The organism is Streptomyces sp. NPDC031466 (assembly GCF_055581265.1).
This window is the reverse complement of the sequence record NZ_JBVIJT010000005.1, coordinates 177787-203682: the sequence shown is the minus strand read 5'-3', so window position 1 is coordinate 203682 and position 25896 is coordinate 177787. Positions and strand designations below refer to the sequence as shown.

Annotated in this window: 21 protein-coding genes, 1 tRNA gene and 1 pseudogene; 8 read left to right on the top strand and 15 right to left on the bottom strand. The window is 70.2% G+C overall.

All coding sequences use genetic code 11. The features are described from left to right. Nucleotides 1-89: 89 nt before the first annotated feature. From ACZ5GP_RS12870 to galE, 10 genes are all read right to left on the bottom strand, one after another. Nucleotides 90-725, bottom strand: coding sequence for a hypothetical protein (locus ACZ5GP_RS12870; protein WP_468750887.1), 636 nt, complete (start codon nucleotides 723-725; stop codon nucleotides 90-92). Beyond that, a complete protein-coding gene (locus ACZ5GP_RS12865; protein ID WP_468750886.1) occupies nucleotides 722-1150 on the bottom strand; it encodes a hypothetical protein in 429 nt (142 codons plus the stop codon). Before ACZ5GP_RS12865 ends, ACZ5GP_RS12870 begins: the two co-directional genes overlap by 4 nt. A 13-nt stretch (nucleotides 1151-1163) precedes the next feature. Continuing rightward, nucleotides 1164-6644 carry an HD domain-containing protein gene (locus ACZ5GP_RS12860; protein ID WP_468750885.1) on the bottom strand — a complete coding sequence of 1827 codons (5481 nt, stop codon included), beginning with the start codon at nucleotides 6642-6644 and terminating at the stop codon, nucleotides 1164-1166. A gap of 177 nt (nucleotides 6645-6821) precedes the next feature. After that, nucleotides 6822-7181 carry an SCO5918 family protein gene (locus tag ACZ5GP_RS12855; RefSeq protein ID WP_468750884.1) on the bottom strand — a complete coding sequence of 120 codons (360 nt, stop codon included), beginning with the start codon at nucleotides 7179-7181 and terminating at the stop codon, nucleotides 6822-6824. A 38-nt stretch (nucleotides 7182-7219) separates the two neighbouring features. Further along, on the bottom strand, nucleotides 7220-7555 hold the full coding sequence (locus ACZ5GP_RS12850) for a CBS domain-containing protein (protein WP_468750883.1): 336 nt from the start codon (nucleotides 7553-7555) through the stop codon (nucleotides 7220-7222). A 41-nt stretch (nucleotides 7556-7596) separates the two neighbouring features. Continuing rightward, nucleotides 7597-9048, bottom strand: coding sequence for a DEAD/DEAH box helicase (locus ACZ5GP_RS12845; protein WP_468750882.1), 1452 nt, complete (start codon nucleotides 9046-9048; stop codon nucleotides 7597-7599). Nucleotides 9049-9484: 436 nt separating this feature from the next. Continuing rightward, nucleotides 9485-9688, bottom strand: a complete 204-nt coding sequence (locus ACZ5GP_RS12840; RefSeq protein ID WP_004986771.1) for a cold-shock protein — start codon at nucleotides 9686-9688, stop codon at nucleotides 9485-9487. Between the two features lie 375 nt (nucleotides 9689-10063). After that, entirely contained in the window at nucleotides 10064-10492 is a 429-nt protein-coding gene (locus ACZ5GP_RS12835) for a hypothetical protein (protein ID WP_468750881.1), read from the bottom strand. Between the two features lie 5 nt (nucleotides 10493-10497). After that, nucleotides 10498-11067: a DUF5994 family protein gene (locus tag ACZ5GP_RS12830; RefSeq protein ID WP_468750880.1), complete on the bottom strand. Its 570-nt coding sequence runs from the start codon at nucleotides 11065-11067 to the stop codon at nucleotides 10498-10500. 1038 nt (nucleotides 11068-12105) lie between these two features. Beyond that, nucleotides 12106-13092: a UDP-glucose 4-epimerase GalE gene (gene galE / locus ACZ5GP_RS12825; RefSeq protein ID WP_468750879.1), complete on the bottom strand. Its 987-nt coding sequence runs from the start codon at nucleotides 13090-13092 to the stop codon at nucleotides 12106-12108. A 337-nt stretch (nucleotides 13093-13429) separates the two neighbouring features. On the opposite strand from galE, the gene ACZ5GP_RS12820 reads away from it, so the two are divergent. The 5 genes from ACZ5GP_RS12820 to nudC all read left to right on the top strand — a co-directional run bounded on the left by ACZ5GP_RS12820 (nucleotide 13430) and on the right by nudC (nucleotide 17675). Next, a complete protein-coding gene (locus ACZ5GP_RS12820; RefSeq protein ID WP_468751270.1) occupies nucleotides 13430-14134 on the top strand; it encodes a beta-ketoacyl-ACP reductase in 705 nt (234 codons plus the stop codon). A 55-nt stretch (nucleotides 14135-14189) separates the two neighbouring features. Beyond that, the gene (locus tag ACZ5GP_RS12815) at nucleotides 14190-15284 is read left to right on the top strand and encodes an NADH:flavin oxidoreductase/NADH oxidase (protein WP_468750878.1); all 1095 of its coding nucleotides are present in this window, start codon (nucleotides 14190-14192) and stop codon (nucleotides 15282-15284) included. A 118-nt stretch (nucleotides 15285-15402) separates the two neighbouring features. Beyond that, nucleotides 15403-16020, top strand: a complete 618-nt coding sequence (locus ACZ5GP_RS12810) for a methylglyoxal synthase (RefSeq protein WP_468750877.1) — start codon at nucleotides 15403-15405, stop codon at nucleotides 16018-16020. A 9-nt stretch (nucleotides 16021-16029) separates the two neighbouring features. Continuing rightward, nucleotides 16030-16746 carry a type 1 glutamine amidotransferase domain-containing protein gene (locus ACZ5GP_RS12805; protein WP_468750876.1) on the top strand — a complete coding sequence of 239 codons (717 nt, stop codon included), beginning with the start codon at nucleotides 16030-16032 and terminating at the stop codon, nucleotides 16744-16746. Nucleotides 16747-16766: 20 nt separating this feature from the next. Further along, on the top strand, nucleotides 16767-17675 hold the full coding sequence (gene nudC, locus ACZ5GP_RS12800) for an NAD(+) diphosphatase (protein ID WP_468750875.1): 909 nt from the start codon (nucleotides 16767-16769) through the stop codon (nucleotides 17673-17675). A 74-nt stretch (nucleotides 17676-17749) separates the two neighbouring features. Here nudC and ACZ5GP_RS12795 read toward each other — a convergent pair whose 3' ends face one another. After that, a complete protein-coding gene (locus tag ACZ5GP_RS12795) occupies nucleotides 17750-18562 on the bottom strand; it encodes a helix-turn-helix transcriptional regulator (protein ID WP_468750874.1) in 813 nt (270 codons plus the stop codon). Nucleotides 18563-18739: 177 nt separating this feature from the next. Between ACZ5GP_RS12795 and ACZ5GP_RS12790 the strand changes: the two are divergent. Continuing rightward, nucleotides 18740-19293: pseudogene (locus tag ACZ5GP_RS12790) on the top strand (transposase family protein). Between the two features lie 349 nt (nucleotides 19294-19642). On the opposite strand, the gene ACZ5GP_RS12785 reads toward ACZ5GP_RS12790, so the two are convergent. The 3 genes from ACZ5GP_RS12785 to ACZ5GP_RS12775 form a co-directional block, all read right to left on the bottom strand. Further along, nucleotides 19643-19716, bottom strand: a tRNA-Pro gene (locus tag ACZ5GP_RS12785). 50 nt (nucleotides 19717-19766) lie between these two features. Next, nucleotides 19767-20588 (bottom strand): Pr6Pr family membrane protein, encoded by an 822-nt coding sequence (locus ACZ5GP_RS12780; RefSeq protein ID WP_468750873.1) that lies wholly within the window; start codon nucleotides 20586-20588, stop codon nucleotides 19767-19769. A 149-nt stretch (nucleotides 20589-20737) separates the two neighbouring features. After that, nucleotides 20738-21664: a metallophosphoesterase gene (locus tag ACZ5GP_RS12775; RefSeq protein ID WP_468750872.1), complete on the bottom strand. Its 927-nt coding sequence runs from the start codon at nucleotides 21662-21664 to the stop codon at nucleotides 20738-20740. A gap of 117 nt (nucleotides 21665-21781) precedes the next feature. On the opposite strand from ACZ5GP_RS12775, the gene ACZ5GP_RS12770 reads away from it, so the two are divergent. Continuing rightward, a complete protein-coding gene (locus tag ACZ5GP_RS12770; protein ID WP_468750871.1) occupies nucleotides 21782-22246 on the top strand; it encodes a GatB/YqeY domain-containing protein in 465 nt (154 codons plus the stop codon). Between the two features lie 306 nt (nucleotides 22247-22552). On the opposite strand, the gene ACZ5GP_RS12765 is transcribed toward ACZ5GP_RS12770, so the two are convergent. Then, a complete protein-coding gene (locus ACZ5GP_RS12765; protein ID WP_468750870.1) occupies nucleotides 22553-24886 on the bottom strand; it encodes a transglycosylase domain-containing protein in 2334 nt (777 codons plus the stop codon). Nucleotides 24887-25386: 500 nt separating this feature from the next. Here ACZ5GP_RS12765 and ACZ5GP_RS12760 point away from each other — a divergent pair, with 500 nt between their 5' ends. Continuing rightward, entirely contained in the window at nucleotides 25387-25731 is a 345-nt protein-coding gene (locus tag ACZ5GP_RS12760) for a WhiB family transcriptional regulator (RefSeq protein ID WP_030782081.1), read from the top strand. Nucleotides 25732-25896 lie beyond the last annotated feature (165 nt).

Below are 25896 nucleotides of genomic sequence, written 5' to 3'. Positions count from 1 at the left end.
GCGGGGGGAGTCGTCGAAAGCCGCCATGCAGAGCCCAACGACGTACGAACGTCCCCCGGAACGCCCGGGTCAGCTTCCGCCCCTTGTTTTCACCCCCGCAGAGCGACGGCGGCCTCCGCGGTCGTGGTGGCGGCGCAGGACTGGACCGGGCGCAAGTCCAGCACCGTCGCCCGGCGCAGACGGAGGATGCCTTCCGTCTCCGTACGAAGGGACAGGCGGCGGCGGTCGGCGCCGAGGAGTTCCCCGCACGCGACGCGGTCGGCCGTCCTGACCTCGACCAGATGCGTCGGGGCGGGGTCCGTGGTGGCCCAGGCAAGCACGAGCGCGCCCGCCACCAGGGCCACCCCGAGGACGCAGCAGAGGGACGCCCACCCCAGCGCCCGGGTGACCCGCGAGACCTCCCGCTCGGTCCAGCGCCGCAGCGACTGACCGCCCAGGAGGATCTCGCCGCCCGGGACGCCGTGTGCCGCCCGTACGGCCAGCAGCGAGCCCACCACCAGGAGGACGAAGGCGGTCAGCAGCAGCCCGGTCGCCGTGTGGCGGGCCCAGGCCGGCAGGGCCGTCAGGCTGTCCTGCCCCTTCAGCAGGACGAGCACCGCCAGGAGCGCCGTCAGCCCGGTGAGGCCGGTGCGCCAGCCCTCGGCCTGTCTGCGCAGTTCCGGGAGGCGGGTGAACTCCAGGTCGCGCGCCAGTTCGGCCCAGCGCCGGTCGCGGTGCGCGGTCACCGCCCGATCCGCCAGCTCGCCCCGCACCCTCGGTACGAGGTGTCCGCAGGGGACAGGGGGTGCGCGTGGCCGCACTCACAGAAGTGCACCTCGTCGACGAGCGGATCGGCCCCGGCCGCCGGCCTCACGGCCGGGCCCGCCCCCAGCAACCGGCGCAGTACGCCCTTTCCGCCCGTCCCCGGCAGGCCCCAGGGGAACAGGGTCTGCGTACGGCCGTGGCAGCGCGGGCAGGCCCCGGTGACGAGGACCCCCGCGTCGCCGGGCGCGGCACGCCGGCTGAACGAGGCGGCGTCGATCTCACCGAGGTCTTCTTCGGCGTACGCCAGGGAGTGGTCGTGGGCGGGGGCGTTGGCGGCGGTGGGGCCGGTGGGGCCAGGGGGGTCGGTGGGACCGGCAGGGCCGATGGGGCCGTGCGGCGTCGTCATGGCGTTCTCGCAGTCATCGTGCGCCGTTTTCAGGGGCGTCGTTCCCGGGGGCGGCGGGGGGCGGCTGGTCCTCGGGATCGGTGGGATCGGCGAGACCGGCGGGGTCGTCCGGGCTGTCGGGGCCATCGGGGCCATCGGGGCCGTCGGGGTCGTCTGGGTCGTCTGGGGGTGGCGGTTCGATGCCGAACAACCGTGCGTACGTGGTCAGTCGGGCGCGCACCCAGTCGGGCGTCTCGCCGACCGCCGCCGCGCAGACGGCCAGCCGCTCCCGGCCGACGGGGCCGGCGAGGGCGGGCAGCCGGCCGTCGAGCCTCTCGGAGAGGATCGCCAGGTCCTGCCAGCGGGGCACGGTGTCCGGGACACCGGAGAACGCCGCCGCCGTCCCCTCCAGCGGCAGGTACGGGGCGAGCCGGCGCCAGGTGTCCCGTACGGGCTCGCCGAGCCGGCCCGCGATGCTGACGAGGTCGAGCGGCACCAGGGGCGTCCCGGCCGCGGAGACACGGTGGCCCGGATCGACGACCGCCACGTCGTGGGGCCCGGGCACGCCCTCGGGGAGGGCGGCCACGGCCTCGGCGGACAGCTCCGGGACCAGGGCGCCGATGGCGCGCAGCGGGGCCAGCGCCTCGAAGGCGGCTCGGACACCGAGGTGGCGGGCGCGGGCGTAGGCGACGAGGTGCCGCGCGGTGAGGGGCGTCCAGACAGGGCTCTCGCACCATTCGTAGTCACTGTCCTCCTCCCAGCCGTACTCGACCAGGGCCGCCGTCTCGTCCGAGGTGGGGGAGAACTTCTTCAGCCCCTTGGGGAGTGCGGGCGCGACGAGTTCCGGGCCGAGCCCCAGGCGCTTCGCCTCCTGGCGGGCGGTCCGCCACAAGTACGAGAGCTTCTCCCGCAGTTGCTGACTCGCCACGAACAACACGGCCGAGGTGGCCGGCACCGGATAGTCACCGGCGTCGAAGGACGGGTCCACGCCCGAGAACGCGTACCGGCTGGGCGTCGGCAGGTCGTCCCACGCCTCCAGGAGAGGGGCGGCGTCGGGGGTGTCCACCCCGGCGCCCCGCAACTCGTCGGCGTACCAGGAGAGTTCCACGCGGGACATCTGGTGGGGCTGTACGTAGGCCAGGTCCCGCAGGGAGACACCGTCCTCCACGCGTACGCCGGCGTCGTGCAGCCAGTGCGTGAGGTCGCCGGCCTCGGGCGAGGGCACCACGTCGCGTCCCGGCGAGCCCTTGCGGTACCGCCGCCGGTGGCGCAGGGCGAGGAGCCGTGCCTGCTCGGCGAGGATCCGCTCCGCCTTGCGCAGCGGCAGCCCGTGTTCCGCGGCGAGGGCGATGGTGGCCGCCCACGGGAGTGTCGCGCTGCCGTCGTCGTCCTCCACGACGTAGCGCCACAGCACGGGGAAGAGGTCGTCCGGCACGGCGGCCCAGCGGCTGGTCAGGGCGGGGTCGGGGACGGGCCGCAACCAGTCGAAGTCCGCCAGCCGCCGCCATGCGTCGGCGGGGGCGCAGCCGATCCGCTCCGCCGCCGCCCGCACGTCCCACGGCGTCGTGGTGGGCCGCCAGTTGTGCTTGTCCACCTTGAGGTAGAGCAGGGCGAGGTCGTCGTCCGTGCAGACGTACTCCCGGTGGTGGGCGGGGGCGGTGGGTGGTGCGGTGGCCAGGAACGGGGCGAACTTGGCGCATACGTCCGCCAGTTCACCGAGTGTCCGGCGCCGCTTGGCGGACGTGCGCACGATGCCGCTCAGGTCGTCGGGCTCATGCCGGAAGTAGATCTCCCGCACGGACTCCCGCGAGGCCGAGCGACGGCCCGGGCCCGGGCCGGGGGAGGCGTCCATGGGGTGGGGATCGGGGCCGAGGAGACCGGCGACGATCTCCAGGTCGAGGAAGCCCGGCCGCCATTCCAGACCGTCACCTGGGGGAGGGTGCGGGGCGTGCACGGCGGGGGCCGCCAGGCGGGGGTGGGCGACGCGCAGGCCCCGGGCCGCGCGTACCGCCTCCGACACGGTCATCTTGTGCATGTTGGCGAGCCGCACGGCGTTGCGCCAGTCGCCGTGGACGCCGCTCGCGATGTCCGACCAGCCCGGACACGGCACCGGGTGACCTTCGAGGGACAGGGGGACCGCTTCGCGCTGCGTGGGGTGGCCGGGGGTGTTGGGGCTGCCGGGTCCGCCGTCGGACCCCAGGACCGCGTTCCGCCAGGGCCGGACCGCCTCCCTCACCCAGTCTTCCTCGTACCGTCCCGCGCGTCCGCCCAGGAACGCGTCCAGCTTGAACCAGCCGACCTCGTCGAGATCGACCGTACGGCCGAAGTCGGCCAGGGCCCGGACCCCCTTGCCCCGCCACTCCTGCCACAGGATGCGGGCGATCGCGGGGTTCCTGGACTCCATGCTGCGCAGCCAGGGCAGGTTCAGCCCGGGACTCGCGGCGAGGGCGGCCGCGCCCCGCCGGATCTGCCGGTACTTCCACCGGAAGTCGTAGTCCTCCAGCTTGTTCCGGTTCACGCTGAGCCGGCCCGCGTGCGCGCCCGTCAGATTGAGCACGTGACCGAAGGTGCGCTTGTCGCTGACGATGCCGTCGCACACGATCGCGCCGTCGTCCGGAACCCACCACAGGACTCCCGGCACCGCTTCGAGCGCCGACTCCGCCCCGACCTCGAACGCGCCCCCGCCCGCCTGGAGCGACCGCGGCGCCCAGACATGCGTCTGCGGCTCCCCGTCACCGTCCCCGCTCCCGCCACCCACCTCCAGCGTGAACTCGCTGTACAGCACCAGGGACTTCAGGGTGTCGAGGCACGCGTCGTCGCTCAGCGCACCCGGGCTGCGGAGATGGAGACGTACGCGGGTACCGCCCTCCGGCAGGACGGCGCCCTCGCGTTCGTCGGCCTCCTGGATCCGGAACAGGCTGCCGCTGACCGGGATGTCCACGCGCAGGGCCCGTCGGGCGGGGCGTCCGTCGGGGCCGACGGGCCGGGTGACGACGGTCATCTCGTCGGCGAGCATGAAGTAACTGAACACCCCGATACCGAAACGGCTGTTCGGGTAGAGACGCAGGGCCCGGTCATGACGTAGCCAGGTGGCCTGCTCGCGCCGGAAGGCGTGGGACTGGTCGAACCGGCGCCCCGCCCGGGTGAAGGTGTTCCTGAGCTGGTCGACGGTCATGCCGACGCCGTTGTCGACACACTCGACGTAGCGCCCGCGCTCGTCCCGGCCCGTGCTGATGCGGATGTGACCCGCCCAGGGCCTGGGCTCCTTGCCGCAGCCGAGCAGATAGCGGACCCGCATCTCCCGGTAGCGGCAGGCGTCCAGGGCGTTCTGGTACAACTCCCGCAGCGCCAGGGACCGTTTGCCGTCGTAGAGCTGCTCGCCCATGAGCAGCCGGCGGATCTCCGTCTGCGCGAGGGAGAAGTGCGCGAGCGGTATGTCGTACGCGCTGAAGCCGTCGACCTCGTCCGGACGCAGCCGGTGGTCGGTCAGCCGGGCGGGCACGCTCCGCAGCAGCGCGGCGTCGTCGGCCGACAGCCGCGCCGCCGCTTCCTTGAGCGCGTGCCCGAACTCGTCCGCGTCCTCGACCACCGAGGCGAGCGCGGCGTGGATGGAGGGATGCGGGCAGACGGCGTCCAGGTGCAGGTACGCGGGGGCGGCACCGTCCTGTTCGAGATCCCATGTCGCGTCCCGGAAGACGGTGATCACGTCGCGCGGCACGACCGGATCGGAGACGGCGAGATGCTCGGCGAGGACCTCGGGCAGGCGCCGGGCGTCGAGGGCGAGCAGCCCCGCCAGGCGCAACAGCGCGGCGAGGGGACGTACGCGCAGGCGCTGCGGACTCTTACACATCGCCTGCTCGGCAGGGGAGTTGGAGGAGGCGGGCAGGACGTGGCGGTCCGGGAGCGCGAGCCGCTGCTCGTCGGGCGGCGCGCCGAGCACGAGACCGGCGGCGACGGTCCGCAGAGCGAGGGACAACTGGCCGGCCCGACCGCTGAGCGAGGACGGAGCCGAGGGGCGCCGGCCCGCACGGTCCTGACCGGCCCCCTCGCCGGCGGGCACGCCCGGCCCGGAGCCCGCACGGTCCTGACCGCTCCCCTCGCCGGCGGGCACGCCCGGCCCGGACGGCGCCACCTGGGGCTGGAGCAGCCGGGTGACGAACGCGTCCGCCCAGGCCGCGGGCACGGCCTCCTCGTCGGTGGCGAACCGCTCACCGATCCAGCGGTGCACGAGCCAGAGCATGACGGCGTTGCGGTCGTCCGAGGGGCCGGTCCGCCACCAGTGCCAGCCCCCGAGCTTCTCGGTGATCTGGGGGTGCTGCTCGGCGATCTGCTCGTAGTGCCGCCGCTGCGCGTCCGCGTCGGACCGGCGGTCGGTGAGGTGCGGGCGGAGCTCCGCGGCCTGGCTCAGCCGCTCGGCCCAGGCCGCCTCGTGCAGCAGTACGCCCGCGATCAGCGCCGTGACCTCCAGCGCGGACAGCTCGGCGTCCTTCGGCAGCACCATCGGAAGCCGGTCACGCAGCAGTCGTACGGGACAGTCGTCGTCGGCCCACGGGTCGGGCAGCCGCTCCTGGGCGCGGTGCACATGGCGGGCCACGTCCCCGGCGAGGGCGCCCAGGCAGTCCTGGAGACGGTCGACGGTCTCCGCGTCGCCCTCCGGCACGTGCTGCCAGAGCGCCGGCGTACGCACGGCCTCCCGCCAGGTCTCCAGCAACCGCCGGCCCTGGGCGACCTGCCGGCCACGGCACTCGGCCTCAAGGTCGCTGCCGTACCGGACGAGGACCTGCTGCGGCTCGGCCCGGGCCCGCCGTGCCAGCGTCCGGGCCTCACGCCGGGCCACTTCGTACACCTGCTCCACGGTGGTGGCCTCGGTCAGCGGATCGAAGGCGTGCGCGAGCGCCAGCGAGAAGAAGCTGCCCGTGTCGGCGAAGCCGCTGCGCTCGCCGGGGGCGCACCCGGTCATCATCGCGAAGCGGGCGTTCGGCGGGCCCTTGACGACCCGGCTGCCGAACGCCGTGTTCCCGCCGTCCCCGGCCGAGCGACAGGCGTCGACGAGCCACAGCACGGTGTCGGCACGGCACCGGTCCAGGTACTTGCTGATGTCGGCGCCCAGCAGCGACTCACGGACGTGCGGCTGGTCCCAGCGGTCGGCGGCGGCACCGGCGGCGACCCCGGTGGGGGCATCGGTGGCAGCCCGGGTGGGGGCATCGGCGGCGGGGGCTCGGGCGTCGGCGGGCACCAGGTAGTCGGTGTCGCCGATGCGTACGCCGTGCCCGGTGAAGTAGAGGAGCAGGGTGCTGTCCGGGGGCGCCTCGGCGGACAGGGCGGTGATGCGCTCGGTGATGGCATTGCGCGTCGGATCCCGCAGCACTTCCACCACGTAGTCACTGCCGCGGAGGGCGGCGCTCATGGCCCGCAGATCGGCGTCGACGGCGGCGGAGAGCGGCCGCAGGTACCGCTCGACGCCGGGGCTCTCCCCCACCCCGATCAACAGCGCCTTCCGAACGACGCGCTCCATCCGCCCCCCAGGCCCCGGGCCACCCACCACCTCAAGGCCACAAGGGCCACGTGGGCCACATGATTTCACTCTGCCCGGCGCCCGCCACCCGTTCGTGGCGGAAAGCCGGTGGGCCGGTACGGAAACAGCGAGGGCCGGTACTGGAATCAGTACCGGCCCTCGCTGCTGCTGTTCCGATCAGACGGCCACGGCGGGCACGGCGGGCACGGCGGCCATGGCGGACACAGGGGCGCCCAGCATGGCGGACGCCCGCTGGAGCGGGCTGAGGACGGCCGAGGGGGCGACGGCCGGCACCCGGACAGGAGGCGCCGTACGGCAGGTGAAGCCGAGCTGCGCCATGGAGCGGAGCACCTCGCCCGCGCTGAAGTCGCGGGGGTCCTGGCGGGTGATGACCTGGCCGACCTGCTTGACGGGGTAGTGGCGCCGCCCGATGATCACGGACTGCCCGGTGACGGGTTCGGGCTTGACGCCCTTCATCGTCTCGAGCACGCCGCTCTTGGTCAGGTCGAACGGGAAACGAGCGATGACACAGCGCATGAGACCTCGCAGGGAGAGGGTGGCGACGATGAGTTGTTTCAGACGGCGAGGGCGCCGCGGGCGCCGACAGCCCCTGGGGCACCGACAGCACCGACAGCCCCGAGGGCGACGATGTCGCGCAGGCGGACCCGGTCCGTGTACCCGGAAGCGGAACGGACGGCGGTGAGCCCCGCCAACGTGACCAGGTCCGTGCGCTTGCCGTCCTCGTCACAGACGACGAGGCGGCTGACGCGAGCGCCGGCCATGACGCACAGGGCGTCCTCGACGGTCATGTCGGCCCAGACCCGCGGCTCGGCCTCCTCCGCGGTGTCGTCCTCCGAGGTGAGCACGGACCCGGCGCTCATGGGGCGGACCAGCGTCTGAACCAGCGTCAAGGGTGCTCCTACGGAGAGGGGACGGCTTCGGGGAACGAGAGCTACGCGGCGGTCACGGCCACGGCCGCGGCGACCGGCGCGTCACCGGCGCTCCGCTGCTGCTGTACGTGCGCACGCCGCGCCGCCGAGACGGGACGGCGACGGCCACGGGCGGCACCGGCACGCTTGGGGCGCTGCGTCACCGGCGCGGTGATGACGACCGGGATCCCCGAGGGGGCCTGGGCGCCGGTGATGCGGTGCAGCTCCTGCTCGCCGGAGCGGACCTGGGTGATCTGCGGGCTGATCCCGGCGTCCGACATGAGGCGGACCATGCCGCGGCGCTGGTTCGGGGTGACCAGCGTGACGACGCTGCCGGACTCACCGGCGCGGGCGGTGCGGCCGCCGCGGTGGAGGTAGTCCTTGTGGTCGGTCGGCGGGTCGACGTTGACCACGAGGTCGAGGTTGTCGACGTGGATGCCGCGGGCGGCGACATTCGTGGCGACGAGCACCGTGACGTGCCCGGACTTGAACTGCGTCAGGGTGCGGGTGCGCTGGGGCTGCGACTTCCCGCCGTGCAGCGCGGCGGCCCGCACACCGCTGTTGAGCAGGTCCTGGGTGAGCCGGTCGACGGCGTGCTTGGTGTCCAGGAACATGATCACGCGGCCGTCGCGGGCGGCGATCTCGGTGGTGGCCGTGTGCTTATCGGCACCGTGGACGTGCAGGACGTGGTGCTCCATCGTCGTGACGGCGCCGGCCGAGGGGTCGACGGAGTGGACGACGGGGTCCGTCAGGTAGCGGCGCACGAGCAGGTCGACGTTGCGGTCCAGGGTGGCGGAGAAGAGCATCCGCTGGCCCTCGGGACGTACCTGGTCGAGCAGCTCGGTGACCTGCGGCATGAAGCCCATGTCGGCCATCTGGTCGGCCTCGTCCAGGACGGTGATGCCGACCTGGTTCAGCCGGCAGTCGCCGCGGTCGATGAGGTCCTTCAGCCGGCCGGGAGTGGCGACGACGACCTCGGCCCCGCCGCGCAGCGCGGCGACCTGCTTGCCGATCGACATCCCGCCGACGACGGTGGTCATGCGGAGCCGGATGGAACGGGCGTACGGGGTGAGCGCGTCGGTCACCTGCTGCGCGAGTTCACGGGTGGGTACGAGGATCAGCCCGAGCGGCTGGTGGGGCTCGGCGCGCTGCCCCGCCGTACGGGCCAGCAGGGCGAGGCCGAAGGCGAGGGTCTTGCCGGAGCCGGTGCGGCCGCGGCCGAGGACGTCACGGCCGGCGAGGGAGTTCGGCAGCGTCGCGCCCTGGATCGGGAACGGGACGGCCACACCCTGCCTGCCGAGCTCGGCGAGGAGCGGGGCCGGCATGCCCAGCTCGGCGAAGTTCTCCACGGCGGGAAGCGCCGGGGTGATGGTCTTGGGGAGAGCGAACTCACCCTGCACGGCGGCGGGCCGACGGCTGTGACCACTGCCACTACGGGGGCGGGCGAAACGGTCGTTCGAACGTGTGCGGTTCATGCGGGGAACCTTCCTCGATGCGGCGCATATCAAGGAATTCCCGCAGCGATGAGCAGCGCAGAGAATCACAAGAATGGACCGAAGAAAAAACAGAGACTGAAACCTGAACTCAAACCCGAACTCAAACGCGAGCCGAAACCGGGCCGAAATCAATATCGGAAGCCGGAGGCGAAACTGGCCACTGATGCCACTGATGTCGCTGATCGGGCGGACGCAGGGCGCAGGGCGCGGAGGGGGTCACGGGTGACGAGTGACGGGTTCAGTGGGGCGGGGGAGGGGGGCTTGGAACGCCCACACCCATCCCCGCGTACGGGTGCGGCCGGGACACCGGCCGGACCGTGACCAGGGGCGGGCCCCAGGACGTGCGGGAAATGCATGCAGCTGGGGCCCGCACCCCGAAGGATGCGGGCCCCAGCTGCAAGTGTGCGCGTACGCGTCAGGCGGGAACGATGTTCTCGGCCGTCGGGCCCTTCTGGCCCTGCGCGATGTCGAAGCTCACCTTCTGGCCTTCGAGCAGCTCGCGGAAGCCCTGGGCGGCGATGTTCGAGTAGTGGGCGAAGACGTCGGCGCCGCCGCCGTCCTGCTCGATGAAGCCGAAGCCCTTTTCCGCGTTGAACCACTTCACAGTGCCAGTAGCCATGTCTATCTCCTTTGGGGCAGTACATCGGGATCCGCGCTGCGCGGACACCGTGTCGCCGCGATGATTACCCCGCCGGAAAAGACCGGTCATACAAAAGCGCTCCGATCGCAGTATTCGACCAGGAGCACTTGAAGTTTTTCGGGAACCACAACTGCAACTGATGAAGACAGTAGCACGACATCTCGGCCGATGCGCGCCGGATAATTCCCCTCCACCCGTTCCACCAAAAACCCTTCCTGCCCGGATCATTAAACTCTCACTTCGCGAACACAGATCACGAATTTTCCTGCCGCGAAAACGAAGCGGCACACCGGGCGGCGACGGGGCGACTCGGACGGTGACGGGGGTGGCTTGGAGGGAAACGGAGACTCGGGGTCAGACCGTCTCACCGACGTGGGTGCGCCGGGCCTGCGAGCGGCTGCCGGCGAGCCAGGACGTGGCCGGCGGCTCGGCTTCCCGGGTGAGCCGGGTGTTGACGGTCATGTGCAAGCGGCTGCCGCCTCCCTCGCTGCCCGTGGGGTAGCTGCGGGGTTCGTCGGAGACGAAGAACCGGCTGAGGAGCTGGGTGACCTGCCGCGCCGCGTCGGGGTCGGCGGAGATGAGGCGGACCTCGACGTGCCCGGCGGCCGTACCCCTCGCATCGGGCTGCTGCGGGGCGTGGCCATGACCGTCCCGGTCATGGCCGTCAGGGCGTACGGGAAGCCGACGAGAGGAGTGCCGACCCTCGCGAAGACGGATGAGGAGCGCCGTGAGAGCGATCGACAGGAGGATGCCGACGATGGTGATGCCGATGCCGATACCCATGGCTGTCACTTTCCTTCACCGGGAACGCTGAGGCGGGCGGCCGTGGCGCCCCCCTCGACTTCCCACACCGCTACCGCTGCCGCTGCGGCCGCCGTCGCCTGTGTGCGGCCCGACTGTCCCGCCTCCGCGGCGATGAGCGCGCTGGCGGTGCGGACGATCCGGGGATCGCAGGCGGCGGCCATGAGCCGTGCGGCGACGGCCGGATCGGCCTCGGGAGGAACGACCAACAGGTCCCAGCGACCGACGCGGTAGGAGAGCAACAGGAGCTGGTGGGGGTCCTGCTCGGTACGGAACCCGCCCACCTTGACCACATGGCCCTTGACGGGCACGTCGCGCGGTACGCCGGCCCAGTACTCCGGATTGACGGCGACCCGAGTGATACGTCCCCACAGGGGGTCCAGCAACGCGGTCAGCGCGGGCAGTTCACGCCCGAGGTCACGGGAGCGCGGCCACCAGGCACCGTCGAGCAGCCCTGCCTGCGGGCCCGGAGGCCTGAGGGACAACCGCAAGCCCGAACGGTCGGAAGGCGCGACGGGCAGCGTGTTCTGCGAGGGTCCTACGGTGAGCACCGTCATGGTGTCGACCTGTCCCCGGGCAGTGGTGCCGGCCCGGTGCGCTAAAGCCGAACGAGAAACCGACACGGAAGCCGATCCCACATCCCTCTCGGCACCTTCGACCCTACTCCTGCGGGGCCTCCGACCACGATGAACGCCGCCATACCCGCCACCCGGGCCTCCCCCGAAGCCCTCAACCGCTGCAGAGCGGAACAGCCTCCGCAGAGCCCGATGGCTCCTCGCCCAGCACCGAGACGCCCGTCCGGGGCGACGGCACCCCCGGCATCGCTCGCGTCGCAACTCGCCGGCCTCGCCCTCGGCGACCGTGACCGGCACCGGTGATGTCGCCGGCGGAGCCGCGATTGACCGGCCCTCCGTGTGGCTCGTCATCGCCTACTGATCCGGATGCAGGTGGGCGCGGCCATGGACGAGTGAGGCCGCGCCCATCCAAGCGAGAACAGAGCGTCGTCGCAGCGCGATGGTCAGCCCTGCGCGAGGTTCGCCTCACAGGTGGTGCACCGTCGCACGGCCCGCCGCCTTGGAGGTACTCCAGGTCCGCGCAGTTGACAGACGGATTCCGGTAGCCCTGGGCCTCGCTGAAGCGGTGTGGGAGGTAGCCACCGCCGCACACGTCCACGAGTGGACAGGCGCGGCACTGCTCGGCGAGCGCTTCCTTGCCGTGCTGCCGGTGCAACAGCTTTGGATGGGACAGAGCTTCGTCAAAGGAGTGGCGGAGGACGTCGAGCCCGAGTCGGGTGGCACCCTCCTCGACCGACCGCAGGGTGTCCACAGCCTCGATGGAGCCGTCGGACTCGATCACGACGCTGGTCGGCGGGGCCAGGCCGAGCGTCTCCACCGAGCCACGCACGCCAGAGCTGAGGGCCACGATGTCCTCCAGCATCCGGACGCTGTGCCCGTACTCGGACCGGGCGAGCCAGGCGTTGTACACCCTGCTCAGCCACAGTCCGTACTCGGGCACACTCGGGTGGGCGCGGCGCGGCGGGTCGTCGTCTCGACCTGTAGAGCATGCGTACGGAAGGCGGTCAGGCGGTCAGGCGGTCAGGCGGTCCTGCGCGCCTCGGGGTGGCGCAGGCACCAGCCTTCCCAGGCTGAGGAGACCATGTCGGTCACGTTGTACCGGGCGGACCAGCCCAGGTGCTGCTTGATGGGAGTGGCGTCCGCGACGACCTTCGCCGGGTCTCCCGGACGCCGCTCGACCACGACCGGCTCGATGCCGTGGCCGGTCACCCTGGTAACGACCTCGATCAGTTCACGCACCGAAAGGCCCTCGCCCTGACCGACGTTGAAGGTCCGTGCGACGCCGTCGTGCTCGCGCAGGTAGCGAGTGGCGGCCAGGTGTGCGGAGGCGATGTCGACCACATGGATGTAGTCGCGCACGCAGGTGCCGTCCGGCGTGGCGTAGTCGTCACCGAAGATCTGAGGCGCCTCACCGGCGGTGAGCTTCTCGAAGACCATCGGGACGAGGTTCAGCACGCGCTTGTCGGCCATGGCCGGGGTGGCGGCCCCGGCGACGTTGAAGTAGCGCAGGTTGATCACGTCCACGCCGTGAGCCTGGTGGGCCGCCATGCCGAGCCATTCGCCGATGAGTTTGGTCTGGCCGTACGGGCTCATCGGTGCACACGAGGTTTCCTCGGTGACCAGGTTCACATCCGGCATCCCGTAGACGGAGGCGCTGGAGGAGTACACCAGCTTCCGCACCCCGGCGGTGTTCATCGCGGACAATAGAACGCGGAAACCCTCGACGTTCTGGTGGTAGTGCGCCAAGGGGAGTTCGACGGATTCGCCGACCTGTGTGCGAGCGACCAGGTTGACGACGCCTTCCACCTGGTATGCCTGGAAAACCCGCTCCAAGGCCCGTTCATCGCGAACGTCGGCGATGACAAGGGGGACTCCCTCGGGCACGTTGGACTTCGCACCGGTGGAGAGATCATCCACGACGAGCACGTGCTCCCCGGCGTCGTGCATTGCCTTCACGACGTGTCCACCGATGTAGCCGGCGCCGCCTGCAACGAGCCAGAACTTCATATGCGCTGTTCCTTTGGTCGTGTGGGTAGTCATCCGTGATACGCCCTGCCGAATTCGGGGCGGTGTGTAGCTCGGGAACGGTCACTCGGCTGAAGCGCGGCACTGTCATCGCGGTTTCATGCGCCCCCGGAATCAGGAGGCCAGTGAAAGAGACCACCGCCGGGGTTGTCAACTCGCGTCCCTACTCAGCCAAATGAACTTCTACCAGGCCCGGTAGGCAACCAGGACTTTCGGAAGTGCGAGTTGTTGATCTTTGTTTCTACTCTCTGATCTGTCGGCGCCAACGGGGGAGCCATCCGAATGGATGGATGCCGCGCGCGACAGCAAGGAGAAGTCTGTGGGACGTTCAGTTCTCATCACCGGCGGGAATCGGGGGATCGGGCTGTCGATCGCCCGGGAGTTCGCCGCTGCAGGTGACCGGGTTGCCATCACGTACCGCTCGGGCGAACCGCCGGAGGGCCTTTTCGGGGTCCGCTGCGATGTGACGTCGGCGGCGGACGTGGAACACGCCTTTACCGAGGTCGAGGCGGAGCACGGGCCGGTTGAGGTGGTGGTGGCCAATGCCGGGATCACCCGAGACGGGCTGCTGCTCAGGATGGACGAAGACGACTTCGGTGCCGTGTTGGAGACCAACCTCGGCGGAGTTTTCAGGGTCGTGAAGCGCGCCGGCCGAGGGATGCTGAGGGCCAGGTCGGGGCGGATCGTGTTGATCTCGTCGGTGGTCGGCCTGTCGGGGGAGGCAGGTCAGTGCAACTATGCGGCGGCCAAAGCGGGGCTGATCGGCTTTGGTCGTTCGCTGGCGCGAGAGTTGGGCAGTCGCGGAATCACGGTGAACATCGTGGCGCCGGGCATCGTGGCGACAGACATGACAGCCGTGCTCTCCCAGGAGCGCAGGGACGAGATCCGTGCGCACGTCCCACTGCGGCGGATGGCGGAGCCGGGCGAGATCGCCCCGGTCGTACGGTTCATCGCCTCACCGGAGGCCGCCTACATCACCGGCGCGGTCATTCCCGTCGACGGCGGCCTTGGCATGGGGCATTGAGCCCCGGCCCGGTCGCCTTCAGATCTCGTTCAGCGCCACTCCAAGGAAACCAGACATGAGCAAACTCTTCGAGCCCATCAGACTTCGCGCTCTGACCATCCCCAACCGTGTGTGGATGGCCCCCATGTGTCAGTACTCGGCGGCATCCAGCGGCCCTGAGCTCGGCGTACCCAACGACTGGCACACCACGCACCTGACCACTCGTGCGGTGGGCGGGGTCGGCCTGATCTTGGTCGAGGCCACTGCGGTCAACCCGGAGGGCCGGATCACTCCCGGCTGTCTCGGACTGTGGAACGATCGCCAGCAGGAGGCGTTCCGGAAGATCAACGACTCTCTGCTCGAGCACGGCACCGTTCCGGCGATCCAGCTGGCCCATGCCGGGCGCAAGGCGTCGACGGCGGCGCCCTTCCGCGGCGGGAAGCCGGTCGCCCCGGTCGACGGAGGATGGCAGACGGTGGGGCCGAGCACGGTACCGTTCGGCGACTATCCGTCCCCGACCGAGCTGACGGTTCGTGAGATCAGCGGAATTGTCAAGGACTTCGCCGCCGCCGCCAGGCGGGCGCTGCGGGCTGGTTTCCAGGCCGTCGAGGTACACGGGGCACACGGCTTCCTGATCAACTCGTTCCTTTCTCCGTACAGCAACAAGCGGACGGACGCTTACGGCGGTTCCTTTGAGAACCGCATCCGGCTGGCTCTGGAGATCGTGGACGCGGTGGGCGAGGTCTGGCCGGATGACCTCCCAATGTTCTTCCGCACGTCGGCCACGGACTGGCTGAGCGAGGACACCCGGGACGACCGTGAGGGCTGGACCGGAGAGGACACCGTGCGGCTGGCGAGGCATCTGATGGAGCACGGCATCGACCTGCTCGACGTGTCCAGCGGTGGCATCGCCCCAGACGCCCGGATCCCGGTGGGCCCCGGCTACCAGGTTCCGTTGGCCGAGCAGGTGCGCGACGAGACCTCCATGCTGGTCGGCGCGGTCGGCAAGATCACCGAGCCGTGGCAGGCGGAGGAGATCGTGGAGCAGGGCAGGGCCGACGTCGTGCTGCTCGGCCGGGAACTGCTGCGCAACCCCTATTGGCCGCACTACGCCGCGGCCAAGCTCGGCGGCGAGCCGCACTGGCCCGACCCGTACGGCTACGCGGTGTAGGCGGTGGGCGCCGCAGCAGACGGAATACCGATGACCACGGCGATTACTTGTCGGGGCTGTGACGACAACGGACACGGTCGTGGCGCACAGCGCCGACTTCACAACGGGGGTAAGTGACATGCGCATCGCGCTGATAGCCCATGACGGCATGAAGGCGGTGATGGTCGACTGGGTCGGCCGTCAGTACCGCGAACTTGCCGAGCACGAGCTGGTGGCGACCGAGTCCACCGGCGCCTTGCTGGCAGAGCGGTTCGGGCTGGCCGTCCAACAGGTGGCCAGCGGTCCGCTCGGCGGGGACCTACAGATCGGCGCCATGATCGTCGATCAGCAGGTGGACCTGATGATTTTTTTCTGGGACCCGATGGGACTACACCCGCACAGCCCCGATGTGCAGGCGCTCGTGCGGCTGGCGGTTCTGCAGGACATCCCGATGGCACTGAACCCGGCCAGCGCGGACCGCGTCCTGCGGTCACCGGCCGCGAACGGCCGACTGGAGGGCTCGGTTGCCACTGCCGGTCGCCGGCGGACGCCGTCGGTGCGGCCCGATGCCATCCGTCGGCGGACGCCGGCGGGGAGCCCCGCTGCCGCCTCGTGGTCTTCGGCTGCACCGACGACCACGAGGCGGTCCCTGGCCTCCCGGTGGGCCGACACGTCCTCGCCTCTTTCGGCTCCACGGCGTGGCCCACGGGGTGCACAGCGCTCCGGCCGCACCCCCACCGTCCCCTCCGAGAGGTAAGCCATGTCCATGTCTTCGTCCACCTCCGCTTCCGCTTCCGCTTCCGCGAAGATCCTTCTCGCTCTCACCAGCCATGGTGAGCTGGGAGACACGGGCCGCAGCACCGGGTTCTACGTGCCTGAGGCGGCGCACCCCTACGAGGTGTTCACCCAGGCCGGGTACCAGGTCGGCTTCGTCTCCGTGCGCGGCGGTTCGCCGCCGTTGGACGGTGTCGCACCCGATGACGAGGACTCGGCCCGGTTCCTTGCCGATCCGGCGGTGGCCGCGAAGCTCGCCGACACGCCCACTGCGGACCGGCTCGATCCCGCGGAGTACGCCGCCGTGTACTTCGTCGGCGGACACGGGGCCATGTGGGACTTCCCCAATGCCACCGAGCTGACCGCCTTCGCGGCAGCGGTGTACGAGCGGGGCGGTGTGGTGGCGGCGGTCTGCCACGGCCCGTCGGCGCTGGTGAACCTGCGGCTGTCCGACGGGACTTACCTGGTCGACGGCAAGGAGGTCGCGGTCTTCACCCATGACGAGGAGGAGTCGATGGAGCTGGCCGAGGTGGTTCCGTTCCTGCTGCAGACGCGGCTGACGGAGCGTGGGGCCAAGGTCCGCCCGGGTCCGATGTGGGCTGAGCACACCGTGGTGGACAACCGCCTGGTGACCGGTCAGAATCCCGCCTCGGCGGCACGGGTGGCTGAACTCACGGTGGAGATACTCACTTCGGGGACTGAGTCCTAGTGCGGGCCGCAGCTGCCGAAATGCCGGAGCCGGCCCTGTCCCGGGCCGCGGTGGACCGTGCCGGGGAGCACCGGACGGACGAGACCTGGCTGAGTGCGGCCTGGGACCGGGAGAGTACCCGGGCGGTACTGGTGGCTCAGGACCGCACCCTGGTGGCCGCAGATGGAACCGGGCAGGTCGGGATCGTCCTGCTGCCGGCCTCGTCGGCACCTGACGGGATGCGGTACTTCCTCGGCTCGGACACTGCGGGGGTGGACTACTTCGCCGTCTCGGTGCCCGACCTGAAGCCCTACCGGACCCCCGGAGCACGCGAGTCCGGGCTTCGCGAGATCGGGACGCTTCTGACGCCCCGGGACGTCGGGCTGCTGGTCCACGCCGTGGCTTTGGACGCCTGGCACCGGACCCACCCCTTCTGCCCTCGTTGCGCGAATCCCACCGAAATTGCCTTCGGCGGGCATATGAGGCGCTGTCTCTCCTGCCGGACGGAGCACTTCCCGCGTACGGACCCGGCGGTGATCATGCTGGTCACTGATACCGAGGACCGCTGCCTGCTGGCTCGGAACGCGGCGTGGGAGGTGGGGCGTTGGTCCGTGCTGGCGGGGTTCGTGGACCCCGGTGAGTCACTGGAGCAGGCAGTCCGCCGAGAGGTGCTGGAGGAGGTGGGCGTCCGGGCGGACTCGGTCGAGTACACCGGCAGCCAGGCGTGGCCGTTCCCCGCCAGTCTGATGCTCGGCTTCTTCGCGCGGACCACGAATCCAGGGATCATGGTGGACGGCAAGGAGATCGCCCAGGCGTGCTGGTTCTCCCGGGCTCAGCTTGGGGAGGCGATGGTTGAGGGAGTGGTGGCGTTGCCTTCCGGCGTGTCGATCGCCCGCTCGATGATCGAATGCTGGTACGGCGAACCGCTCCCGAAGACTCCCTCCTGGTGAACCGGAAGGTGCTGCCCCATCGATCTGGCGTTGCCCCGGCCGTCGGCTGGGGCAACGCCAGTCGATGCCGTCTGCTACCTGGATCCCTCCGGCGGCTGCACTGGGATGAGCGAGACCAGCCGCAGCTCCCCGTTGCTCAGCGGGGAGGTCATGACGATCTCGATGGTCGTCGGCGTCTCTTGGCCCGCCAGGAGCACACCGCGCCGGTTCCCATGGGCATGCTCGACGACCCGGTGCTCGCGCCATAGCCGGCGAGCACAGGCGCTGATTTCGAGAATCTCCTCGATAACCGTGCTCAGGCGGGTGTTATCGGGGTGGCGGGCCTGCGCCATCCGCATCTGGGCCAGCATCGGCCCGGCCCAGTCCTGCTCCCAGTTGTGCAGGCGGATCCGCTTGTCGGCGTCGTGGGCGAACACCTCCTTGACGACGTTCTGACCGGCGACCCCACAGGGGAACCATTCACTGAAGGCTCGGTTCTGGTAAAGGACATCCCATGCAGTGTCGGATGCGTAGGCGGGCCACGGCTGGAGTTCAAGCAGTTGTCGGACTCCGTCGGTGATGCCGCTGTCCTTGCAATGCGCCGGGCTCGTCGGCTCCCAGCCAACCGCGTGAAGGAACAGCAGCTTTCTTTCGGCCTCGTCGAGTCTCAGAGCACAGGAGACCCGGTTCAGAAAGTCCTCCGAATACTGCGCCGCTCCGCCCCGCTCGAACTTTCCGTACCAGACGCTACTGACACCGGTCAGCTGCGCCATGTCCTCCTGGCTGACCAGCTTCGATCTCCCGTGACGGCTCTGCCTCAATTCCGGGATCTGATCCCGTGTGAGGCGTTTGCGCCAGCCCTTCACCAGTGTGGAGAGATGGTCCAGCGAGCTCAGTTCATTTGTCACAGATATTTCCCCGTTGGCCTTGCTTGAACAGTCGAGGGTAACAATTATCGAGTTCTCGGTGTTCACTGGAATGTTTCAGCCTGGTCACTGATCGGGAGATGGTGGTAGTGCCCGCAGCGCACAAGGCTCCCGTGCCGTGGAGAAGGTGTTGAAGTCTCAACCCATCGGTGCAGGAGCCTGGTTGGCGGTCTATCCTGCCTCGACCTGTCTCATGCCCTGGTGGAGCGGGTGATCAGTCTTTCGTTACCCGCGGGAATGACCGCCGCTGCAAACTCCCGCCGCACCAGCCGTGCCCTGGCCGAATTTTTGTGCCTGCGTCGGCGCGACACCCTCGCCCAGATCGCTGCCGGCTTGGCATCGCCGTCGACACTGCCCACGCCTACACGGCCGCGGTGGTGGATCTCACCCACTGCCCGGCCGCGCCCACGACTTCGCCGCGACCCGCATCCACCACGTCCCTGGGTCTGCGAGCGTCAGGGCATCCCCGTTTTCGCCGAGCGCGCCTATCTGGACGCTGGTCCATGGGCGATTACACCGGTCAAACGCCCGCCCAAGGGCACCTTGTCGTGGACTCAGCGCACAGTCAGCCGCGCAACCTCAGCAGCGCGGACTCCGGCGGAGCGGGGTGCGGCCCGCCTAAGTCTTGGTGACTCTTCCGCAGAGTTCGGTGCAGACCGAATCGAGTGTCGTCTATCACCGCGGCCGTACTCACCTTGGAGTGGGAACGCTGAAAGGAAGGGGCTCAAGGTCATCCCATGCCCTTGTTGGGCTCACTTCGGCACCCCGCAGATGGCAACCGATTGGGTGGGGGCGACTTGGCCCGTGGACCGCTGTGCGACCACGGGCGCGGGCGGGTCCGAGAGCGGCGCCGACGGACGGCGCGTCCATGAGCCCTGACCCGAATTTGCGGAGGCGCAGCAGTGTGGCGCCAGGGTCTGACGCACCTCGCACCGTGGTCGTCGCCCCGCCCGGGAGAAGCCGACCAAGATCTTCTCCCGTATTTCTCCCAAACGACCCCTGGCGCAGGTCGGGCGCCTGACCCGCGATGCGGATCAGGCGCCCGACCTGATATTTCGGCTGTCGGGGTGGCGGGATTTGAACCCACGACCTCTTCGTCCCGAACGAAGCGCGCTGCCAAGCTGCGCTACACCCCGATGTCGTTGTTCCACCGCCCCGCATTGCTGCAGGCCCGTGGCGACATCGATTACTTTAGCGGACCGGCGGCCTGAGGCGAAATCCGGTTCTTCGGGCTTCGTGGGCCGGGGCGGAAGCGGTCCAGGGCGACGGTCAGCAGGGCCAGTGCGTAGAAGGCCGTGCCGAAGATGATCGCGTTGCCGAGGATGTCGGCGTAGCCGTGGGCGGCCACGTCCAGGAACGGGTAGGGGTAGCGGGCCGTCGAGCCCGGTGGCAGCAGGGCGCCGCGGGTCAGGGCGAAGGCCAGGTACGTCAGCGGGTAGAGCAGCCAGAGGGCCGCGTGGCGGGGGCGCAGGCCGCCCGGCCTCGTGAGCAGCAGCCAGTCGAGGGCCACCCCGAGCGGGGTCACGGTGTGCAGGAGATGGTTGGCGAGGGCGTGCCAGTCGGCCGTCGGCCCCACGTCCGTCATGGAGAAGCCGCTGGAACCGTTCGCCAGGACCAGGTGGTAGACGAGGCCCGTGAGGGCGATGAAGAAGACCGTGGCCCCGGTCAGCCATGGCGGGAGGGGGCGCCGGGCCCGCCTCGCCCGCCAGGCGGAGAGGCCGAGGACCACCGCCACCAGCACATTGCTCTGGACGGTGAAGTAGCTGAGGACGCGGAAGGGGCTGCCGGTGACCAGGTCGATCACGACTCCGGTCACCGCGGCCAGCGCGATCAGGGCACGCAGGGCGGCCACGCGGGGGCGGCGTACCGGTGGCACGACTGCCTCCGCGGGGACACTCGCGGCGCCGGCCGCACGCGAGGCCCGCGAGCGGCCTGAGCGGCCCGAGTAGCCCGAGCGGCCCAGGCGGCCCGAGCGGCTCAAGCGGCCCGAGGGGGTCGGTGTGATCATGCATTCCACCGTAGGGGTGGTGGCGGCGGACACGTATGCCAGTGATCCGCACGGGCCGCCCTTCAGAAGGCTCACCGAGATCTCCGGGTTCCCCGGGCCCCCGGCCCCCCGGGGTCTCCGAGACCCCCAAGGCCCCCGAGCCCGCCCCCCTACCCCCGCCCCACCAACGTCAACAACGACGCCTCCGGAGGACAGGCGAACCGCATCGGCGTATACCGGTTCGCCCCGCACCCCGCGGACACGTGCATGAACGACGTCCGGCCCTGCGCCGTATGCGTGGAGAGACCCTTCACGCGGTCCGTGTCCAGGTCGCAGTTGGTGACCAGGGCGCCGTAGAAGGGGATGCAGACCTGGCCGCCGTGGGTGTGGCCGGCGAGGATCAGCGGGTAGCCGTCCGCCGTGAACGCGTCGAGGGACCGCAGGTACGGCGCGTGCACGATGCCGATCGAGAAGTCGGCCGCCGCGTCCGGACCGCCCGCCACGCGCGCGTACCGGTCGCGTTTGATGTGCGGGTCGTCCACGCCGGTGAGGCCGATCTCATAGCCGTCGACCTTCAGCGAGCCGCGGGTGTTCGTGAGGTTCACCCAGCCCGCCTCGTCGAAACCGTCGCGCAGGTCTTCCCAGGGGTTGTGGATGACGCCGACGGCGGGCGCGTTGCCGTTGAGGCCGTGCTTGCCCTGGACCTTCTCGACGAGATAGCGGGCGGGGTTGCGCGGCTTCGGCCCGTAGTAGTCGTTCGACCCGAAGACGTACGCCCCGGGGAACTCCATCAGCGGGCCCAGCGCGTCCAGCGTCTCCGGAACGCCCTGCGGGTCGGAGAGGTTGTCGCCCGTGTTGATCACGAAGTCGGGGCGCAGGCCCGCGAGCGAGCGCAGCCACCGCTGCTTCTTGCGCTGCCCGGACACCATGTGGATGTCGGAGACCTGGAGGACCCGCAAGGGGCGCATCCCCGCCGGCAGGACGGGGATCGTGATCCGCCGCAGCCGGAACGAACGGGCTTCGAAGCCCACGGAGTAGGCGAGACCGGCCGCGGCCGTCGCCGTGATGCCCAGGGGTACTGCGTATCGCGCGCGCATCCTCCCATCGTGTCAGATGCCGACGCCCCTCCGACGCGAGGGAGCCGGCGGCCAACCTGCCCGCGCCCCGGGGAAATCAGTGGGCAGGAAACGCCCCGCACCTGCCACAATCACCCCATGACCACGCTCAAGTCGAAGCTGCAGGAAGACCTCACCGCCGCGATCCGGGGGCGCGACGAGCTGCGCTCCTCGACGCTCCGGCTGACCCTCACCGCCGTCACGAAGGAAGAGGTCGCGGGCACGCAGGCGCGCGAACTCTCCGACGACGACGTGCGGAAGGTGATCGCCCGCGAGGCGAAGAAGCGCCGGGAGGCCGCGGAGGCGTTCGGGCAGGCCGGGCGCACCGAGCAGGCGGAGCGGGAGAAGGCGGAGGGCGAGGTCCTCGCCGAGTACCTCCCCAAGCAGCTCTCCGACGACGAGCTCCAGGCGATCGTCGCGCAGGCCGTCGAGGAGGCCAGGGCCGCCGGGGCGGAGGGGCCGCGCGCCATGGGCCAGGTCATGAAGATCGTGAACCCGAAGGTCGCGGGGCTCGCCGAGGGTGGCCGCGTCGCCGCCACGGTCAAGAAGCTCCTCGCGGGCTGACCCCGCCCCACCGCTCCCCGTCCGCCGCCCCACCGCTCTCCGTTCGCCGCGTTCGGCCCGAGGGCTCCCGCTTTCGGCCCGCCGGCCCCTGACTCCGGCAGCGCTTACGACTCCGGTTCCGGCTCCAGCGGCGCTTACGCCTCCGGTCCCGGCTTCAGCAGCGCTCACGACTCGGCTCCGGTTCCGGCTCCCGCCGTACGCGGACCCCGATTCCCGGCACCTCGTACGCCGATGAGGGCGCCCCCTGCACCAGGGGGCGCCCTCATCTTCGTACTACTCACCTGCCGTCAGCGGCTATCGCTACCGCTACCGCCGCCAGCCCCCACCGGTCCCGCCACCATTGCCGTGACCCCCGCCGTGGCCGCCACCGTTCCCGAGGCCACCGAGCATGTCCGGCGGGATCGAGATACCCGGCCACGGGTCGCCGTCGCCACCCCCGCCGGTGCCCGGCTTGCCGTCATCCCCGCCACCGCCACCGCCACCGTCGCCGCCTCCGACACCGCCATCACCCTCGTCGCCGGTACCGGTACCGGTACCCGCGCCGTCGCCGGAACCGTCACCACCCCTGTCGCGGCCCTTGTCGCCCCCGGGAAGCCGCACGGAGCTGAAGTTCGGCGCCGGCTTGTTCGCCAGCGCGCCGCTCATCGCGTCGCGCCAGATCGGGCCCGGCACCTCGCCACCGAAGACCTTGTCGTACGGGACTCCGCCGATGGTGATGTCGACCATCTGCCGCTTGTGCTGCGGGTCGCCGACCCAGACCGCGCCCGACATGTTCGGGGTGTAGCCCACGAACCAGGCGGCGTAACGGAAGTCCGTCGTACCCGTCTTGCCCGCGCTCGCCCGGGAGCCGAGCCCCGCCTTCTGGCCGGTGCCGTCCTCGACCACGCCCTTCAGGAGGGTGTTGATCGTGTCGGCCGTCTTCTCCGACATCGCGCGCGAGCACGTCGTCTTCGGGACCGGCAGCGACTTGCCGGCGAGCGTGGTGATCGACTCGATGGCCACCGGCGAGCAGTACGTGCCGCGCGAGGCGAAGGTCGCGTACGCGCTCGCCATCGTCAGCGGCGACATCTCCTGCGTGCCGAGGGCGATCGACGGCGCCTGCGCCAGTTCCTTGCCGTCGGCCCGCTCGACGCCCATCTTGGCGGCCAGCTTCGTCACGGGGCAGATGCCGACGTCGCCGATCAGCTGCACGTAGTAGGTGTTGACCGACTTGGCGGTCGCCTCCCGCATGCCGTACGGGCCGACCTCGGACTCGTTCTCGTTGGTGAGCTTCTCGTTGTTGACGTTCACCCAGTCCTTGCCGCTACAGGTCGGGACCCGCTCCGGATACGGCATCTCGTACGGCGACGCATAGCTCTGCCCGGCGGACTTGCCGCCCTCCAGGGCCGCCGCCGCGACGATCGGCTTGAACGTCGAACCGGGCTGGTAGCCCGCGCCGCCGCCCATGTCGCTGTCGACGGAGAGGTTGATCGTCGTCTCGTCCTTGCGGAAGCCGTAGGGCCGCGACTGGCCCATGCCGAGGATCTTGCCCGTGCCCGGCTCGACGAGGGTGGCGGCGGTCGCCACGTCGTCGGCCTTGTTCACGTGCTCCTTGATGGACGCCTGCACCGACTCCTGCGACTGCGGGTCGAGCGTCGTACGGATCTTCAGACCGCCGCGGTTCCAGATCTTGGCCCGCTCCTCCTTCGTCTTGCCGAAGACCGGGTCGTTGAGGAAGATCTCGCGCACGTAGTCGCAGAAGAAACCGGCGCCGCTGACGGCGGTGATGCAGCCGTTCTTGGGGCGGCTCACCTTCAGACCGAGCTCCGTCTTCTTGGCCTTGTCGGCCTCCTGCTGCGAGATGTCGTGCGTGTCGGCCATGCGCTGCAGCACCACGTTGCGCCGCTGGGTGGCCTCCGTGGCGTCGTTGACCGGGTCGTACCGGCTGGGCGACTGCACGATGCCCGCCAGGAGCGCGGCCTCCTGGAGCTTCAGCTCCTTGGCGGGCTTGGAGAAGTAGCGCTGCGAGGCGGCCTCGATGCCGTAGGCCTGCTGACCGAAGTAGGTGATGTTCAGGTAGTTCTTGAGGATGCGCTTCTTGCCCAGCTTCTCCTCGACCTGGATCGCGTACTTCAGCTCGCGGATCTTGCGGCCGAGGGTCTGCTGCGTGGCCTCGGCGACCTTCGTCGGGTCGTCGCCCGCCTCCTCGACGAAGACGTTCTTCACGTACTGCTGGGTGAGCGTCGAGGCGCCCTGCGACACGCCGCCGCTCTGCGCGTTCTGATTGAGCGCGCGCAGGATGCCCTTGAGGTCGACCGCGCCGTGTTCGTAGAACCGGGCGTCCTCGATCGCGACGATCGCCTTCTGCATGTACGGCGAGATGTTCTTGAGCGGCACCACCGTGCGGTCACGCGAGTAGACCGTGGCGATGTGGCCGCCCTTGCTGTCCAGGATGCTGGTGCGCTGGCTGAGCGGCGGCTGCTTCAGATTGGCGGGGATCTCGTCGAATCCCTCGACGGAACCCTTGGCCGCCAGGCCCAGCGCTCCGGCCGCGGGCAGGGCGATCCCGGCCAGCACCGCACCCGCCAGCACGCTGACACCTAGGAACTTCGCGGCCTGTTGAATTGGTGACAGACCACCGCCGGAGCGCTTCTTTCCCATGGGGGCAGCCTAATCCGTACGCAACGGCGTTCCGAGGGAGCAAGTGTTCCTCGGGATGTTCGAGTGCCGGATCGTGACATCCGGGCCGCCCGCCCCGCCGCCAGGAGCGGTCGGGCACCACTCCACGGAGGTTGCCAATCGCCGGACAGGGAGGAAGGCCTTGGCCTAAGCTGTTCTCAACTGTCACAGCAGTGCGGTGCGGCAACAAGCCTCCGTCCCTCCCGATTCCGACGGATTCCTGCCCGACTTTCCCTTATGTGGCGTCGAGTGCCCGCCGTGACACAACTGAACTCTCCCGATGTGCCGGGTTCTCCCCATATGTCGCCCGCTCACTCCGTCGGGTGATCTGCCGCTTACCCATAGTCCGTTCGGGCCATTCAAGATTGGGCCCGAAGGGGGTGTTGCGCTGTGCCCACCTTCCGTAACGTCCTCAACTGGCGGCGGTGAATATGCCGCTGCCGCCGTGGGGGAGCCTCGATTCGGGAGAGGACGGCGCCGGTATGGGCTGGGTAACCGACTGGAGTGCGCAGGCGGCCTGCCGCACTACCGATCCAGATGAACTGTTCGTTCAAGGAGCAGCGCAGAACAGGGCCAAGGCGGTGTGCACCGGATGCCCGGTGCGGACCGAGTGCCTGGCCGACGCGCTCGACAACCGCGTCGAGTTCGGCGTGTGGGGTGGCATGACGGAGCGTGAGCGCCGCGCGTTGCTGCGCAGGCGACCCACCGTCACCTCATGGCGCAGGCTCCTGGAGACGGCGCGCTCCGAGTACGAGCGCGGCGCGGGCCTGCTGCCCGTGGACTTGGAGGACGAGGAGACGTACGAGAGCTACGCCGCGGTGGGGTAGGGCCCCTGGGTCGACGCACTTCTGGCTCCCACGGAGTCGGCCCGTCGGCGCCTCGACTCGCCGGGCGGTCAGCTCGCCGACCGCTGGACCTGCCGAGCGGTCCTCATCGACCGCTGGACCTGTCGAGCGGTCCTGATCGACCGCTGGACCCGCCAGGCGGTCATT

What these genes read in the sequence shown, in the direction of transcription:
- ACZ5GP_RS12865 (WP_468750886.1), bottom strand. Translation starts at nt 1,150, where the DNA reads ATGACGACGCCGCACGGCCCCATCGGCCCTGCCGGTCCCACCGACCCC.
- ACZ5GP_RS12860 (WP_468750885.1), bottom strand. Translation starts at nt 6,644, where the DNA reads ATGGAGCGCGTCGTTCGGAAGGCGCTGTTGATCGGGGTGGGGGAGAGC.
- ACZ5GP_RS12855 (WP_468750884.1), bottom strand. Translation starts at nt 7,181, where the DNA reads ATGCGCTGTGTCATCGCTCGTTTCCCGTTCGACCTGACCAAGAGCGGC.
- ACZ5GP_RS12845 (WP_468750882.1), bottom strand. Translation starts at nt 9,048, where the DNA reads ATGAACCGCACACGTTCGAACGACCGTTTCGCCCGCCCCCGTAGTGGC.
- ACZ5GP_RS12840 (WP_004986771.1), bottom strand. Translation starts at nt 9,688, where the DNA reads ATGGCTACTGGCACTGTGAAGTGGTTCAACGCGGAAAAGGGCTTCGGC.
- ACZ5GP_RS12835 (WP_468750881.1), bottom strand. Translation starts at nt 10,492, where the DNA reads ATGGGTATCGGCATCGGCATCACCATCGTCGGCATCCTCCTGTCGATC.
- ACZ5GP_RS12830 (WP_468750880.1), bottom strand. Translation starts at nt 11,067, where the DNA reads ATGACGGTGCTCACCGTAGGACCCTCGCAGAACACGCTGCCCGTCGCG.
- galE (WP_468750879.1), bottom strand. Translation starts at nt 13,092, where the DNA reads ATGAAGTTCTGGCTCGTTGCAGGCGGCGCCGGCTACATCGGTGGACAC.
- ACZ5GP_RS12815 (WP_468750878.1), top strand. Translation starts at nt 14,190, where the DNA reads ATGAGCAAACTCTTCGAGCCCATCAGACTTCGCGCTCTGACCATCCCC.
- ACZ5GP_RS12810 (WP_468750877.1), top strand. Translation starts at nt 15,403, where the DNA reads ATGCGCATCGCGCTGATAGCCCATGACGGCATGAAGGCGGTGATGGTC.
- ACZ5GP_RS12805 (WP_468750876.1), top strand. Translation starts at nt 16,030, where the DNA reads ATGTCTTCGTCCACCTCCGCTTCCGCTTCCGCTTCCGCGAAGATCCTT.
- nudC (WP_468750875.1), top strand. Translation starts at nt 16,767, where the DNA reads ATGCCGGAGCCGGCCCTGTCCCGGGCCGCGGTGGACCGTGCCGGGGAG.
- ACZ5GP_RS12780 (WP_468750873.1), bottom strand. Translation starts at nt 20,588, where the DNA reads ATGATCACACCGACCCCCTCGGGCCGCTTGAGCCGCTCGGGCCGCCTG.
- ACZ5GP_RS12775 (WP_468750872.1), bottom strand. Translation starts at nt 21,664, where the DNA reads ATGCGCGCGCGATACGCAGTACCCCTGGGCATCACGGCGACGGCCGCG.
- ACZ5GP_RS12770 (WP_468750871.1), top strand. Translation starts at nt 21,782, where the DNA reads ATGACCACGCTCAAGTCGAAGCTGCAGGAAGACCTCACCGCCGCGATC.
- ACZ5GP_RS12765 (WP_468750870.1), bottom strand. Translation starts at nt 24,886, where the DNA reads ATGGGAAAGAAGCGCTCCGGCGGTGGTCTGTCACCAATTCAACAGGCC.
- ACZ5GP_RS12760 (WP_030782081.1), top strand. Translation starts at nt 25,387, where the DNA reads ATGGGCTGGGTAACCGACTGGAGTGCGCAGGCGGCCTGCCGCACTACC.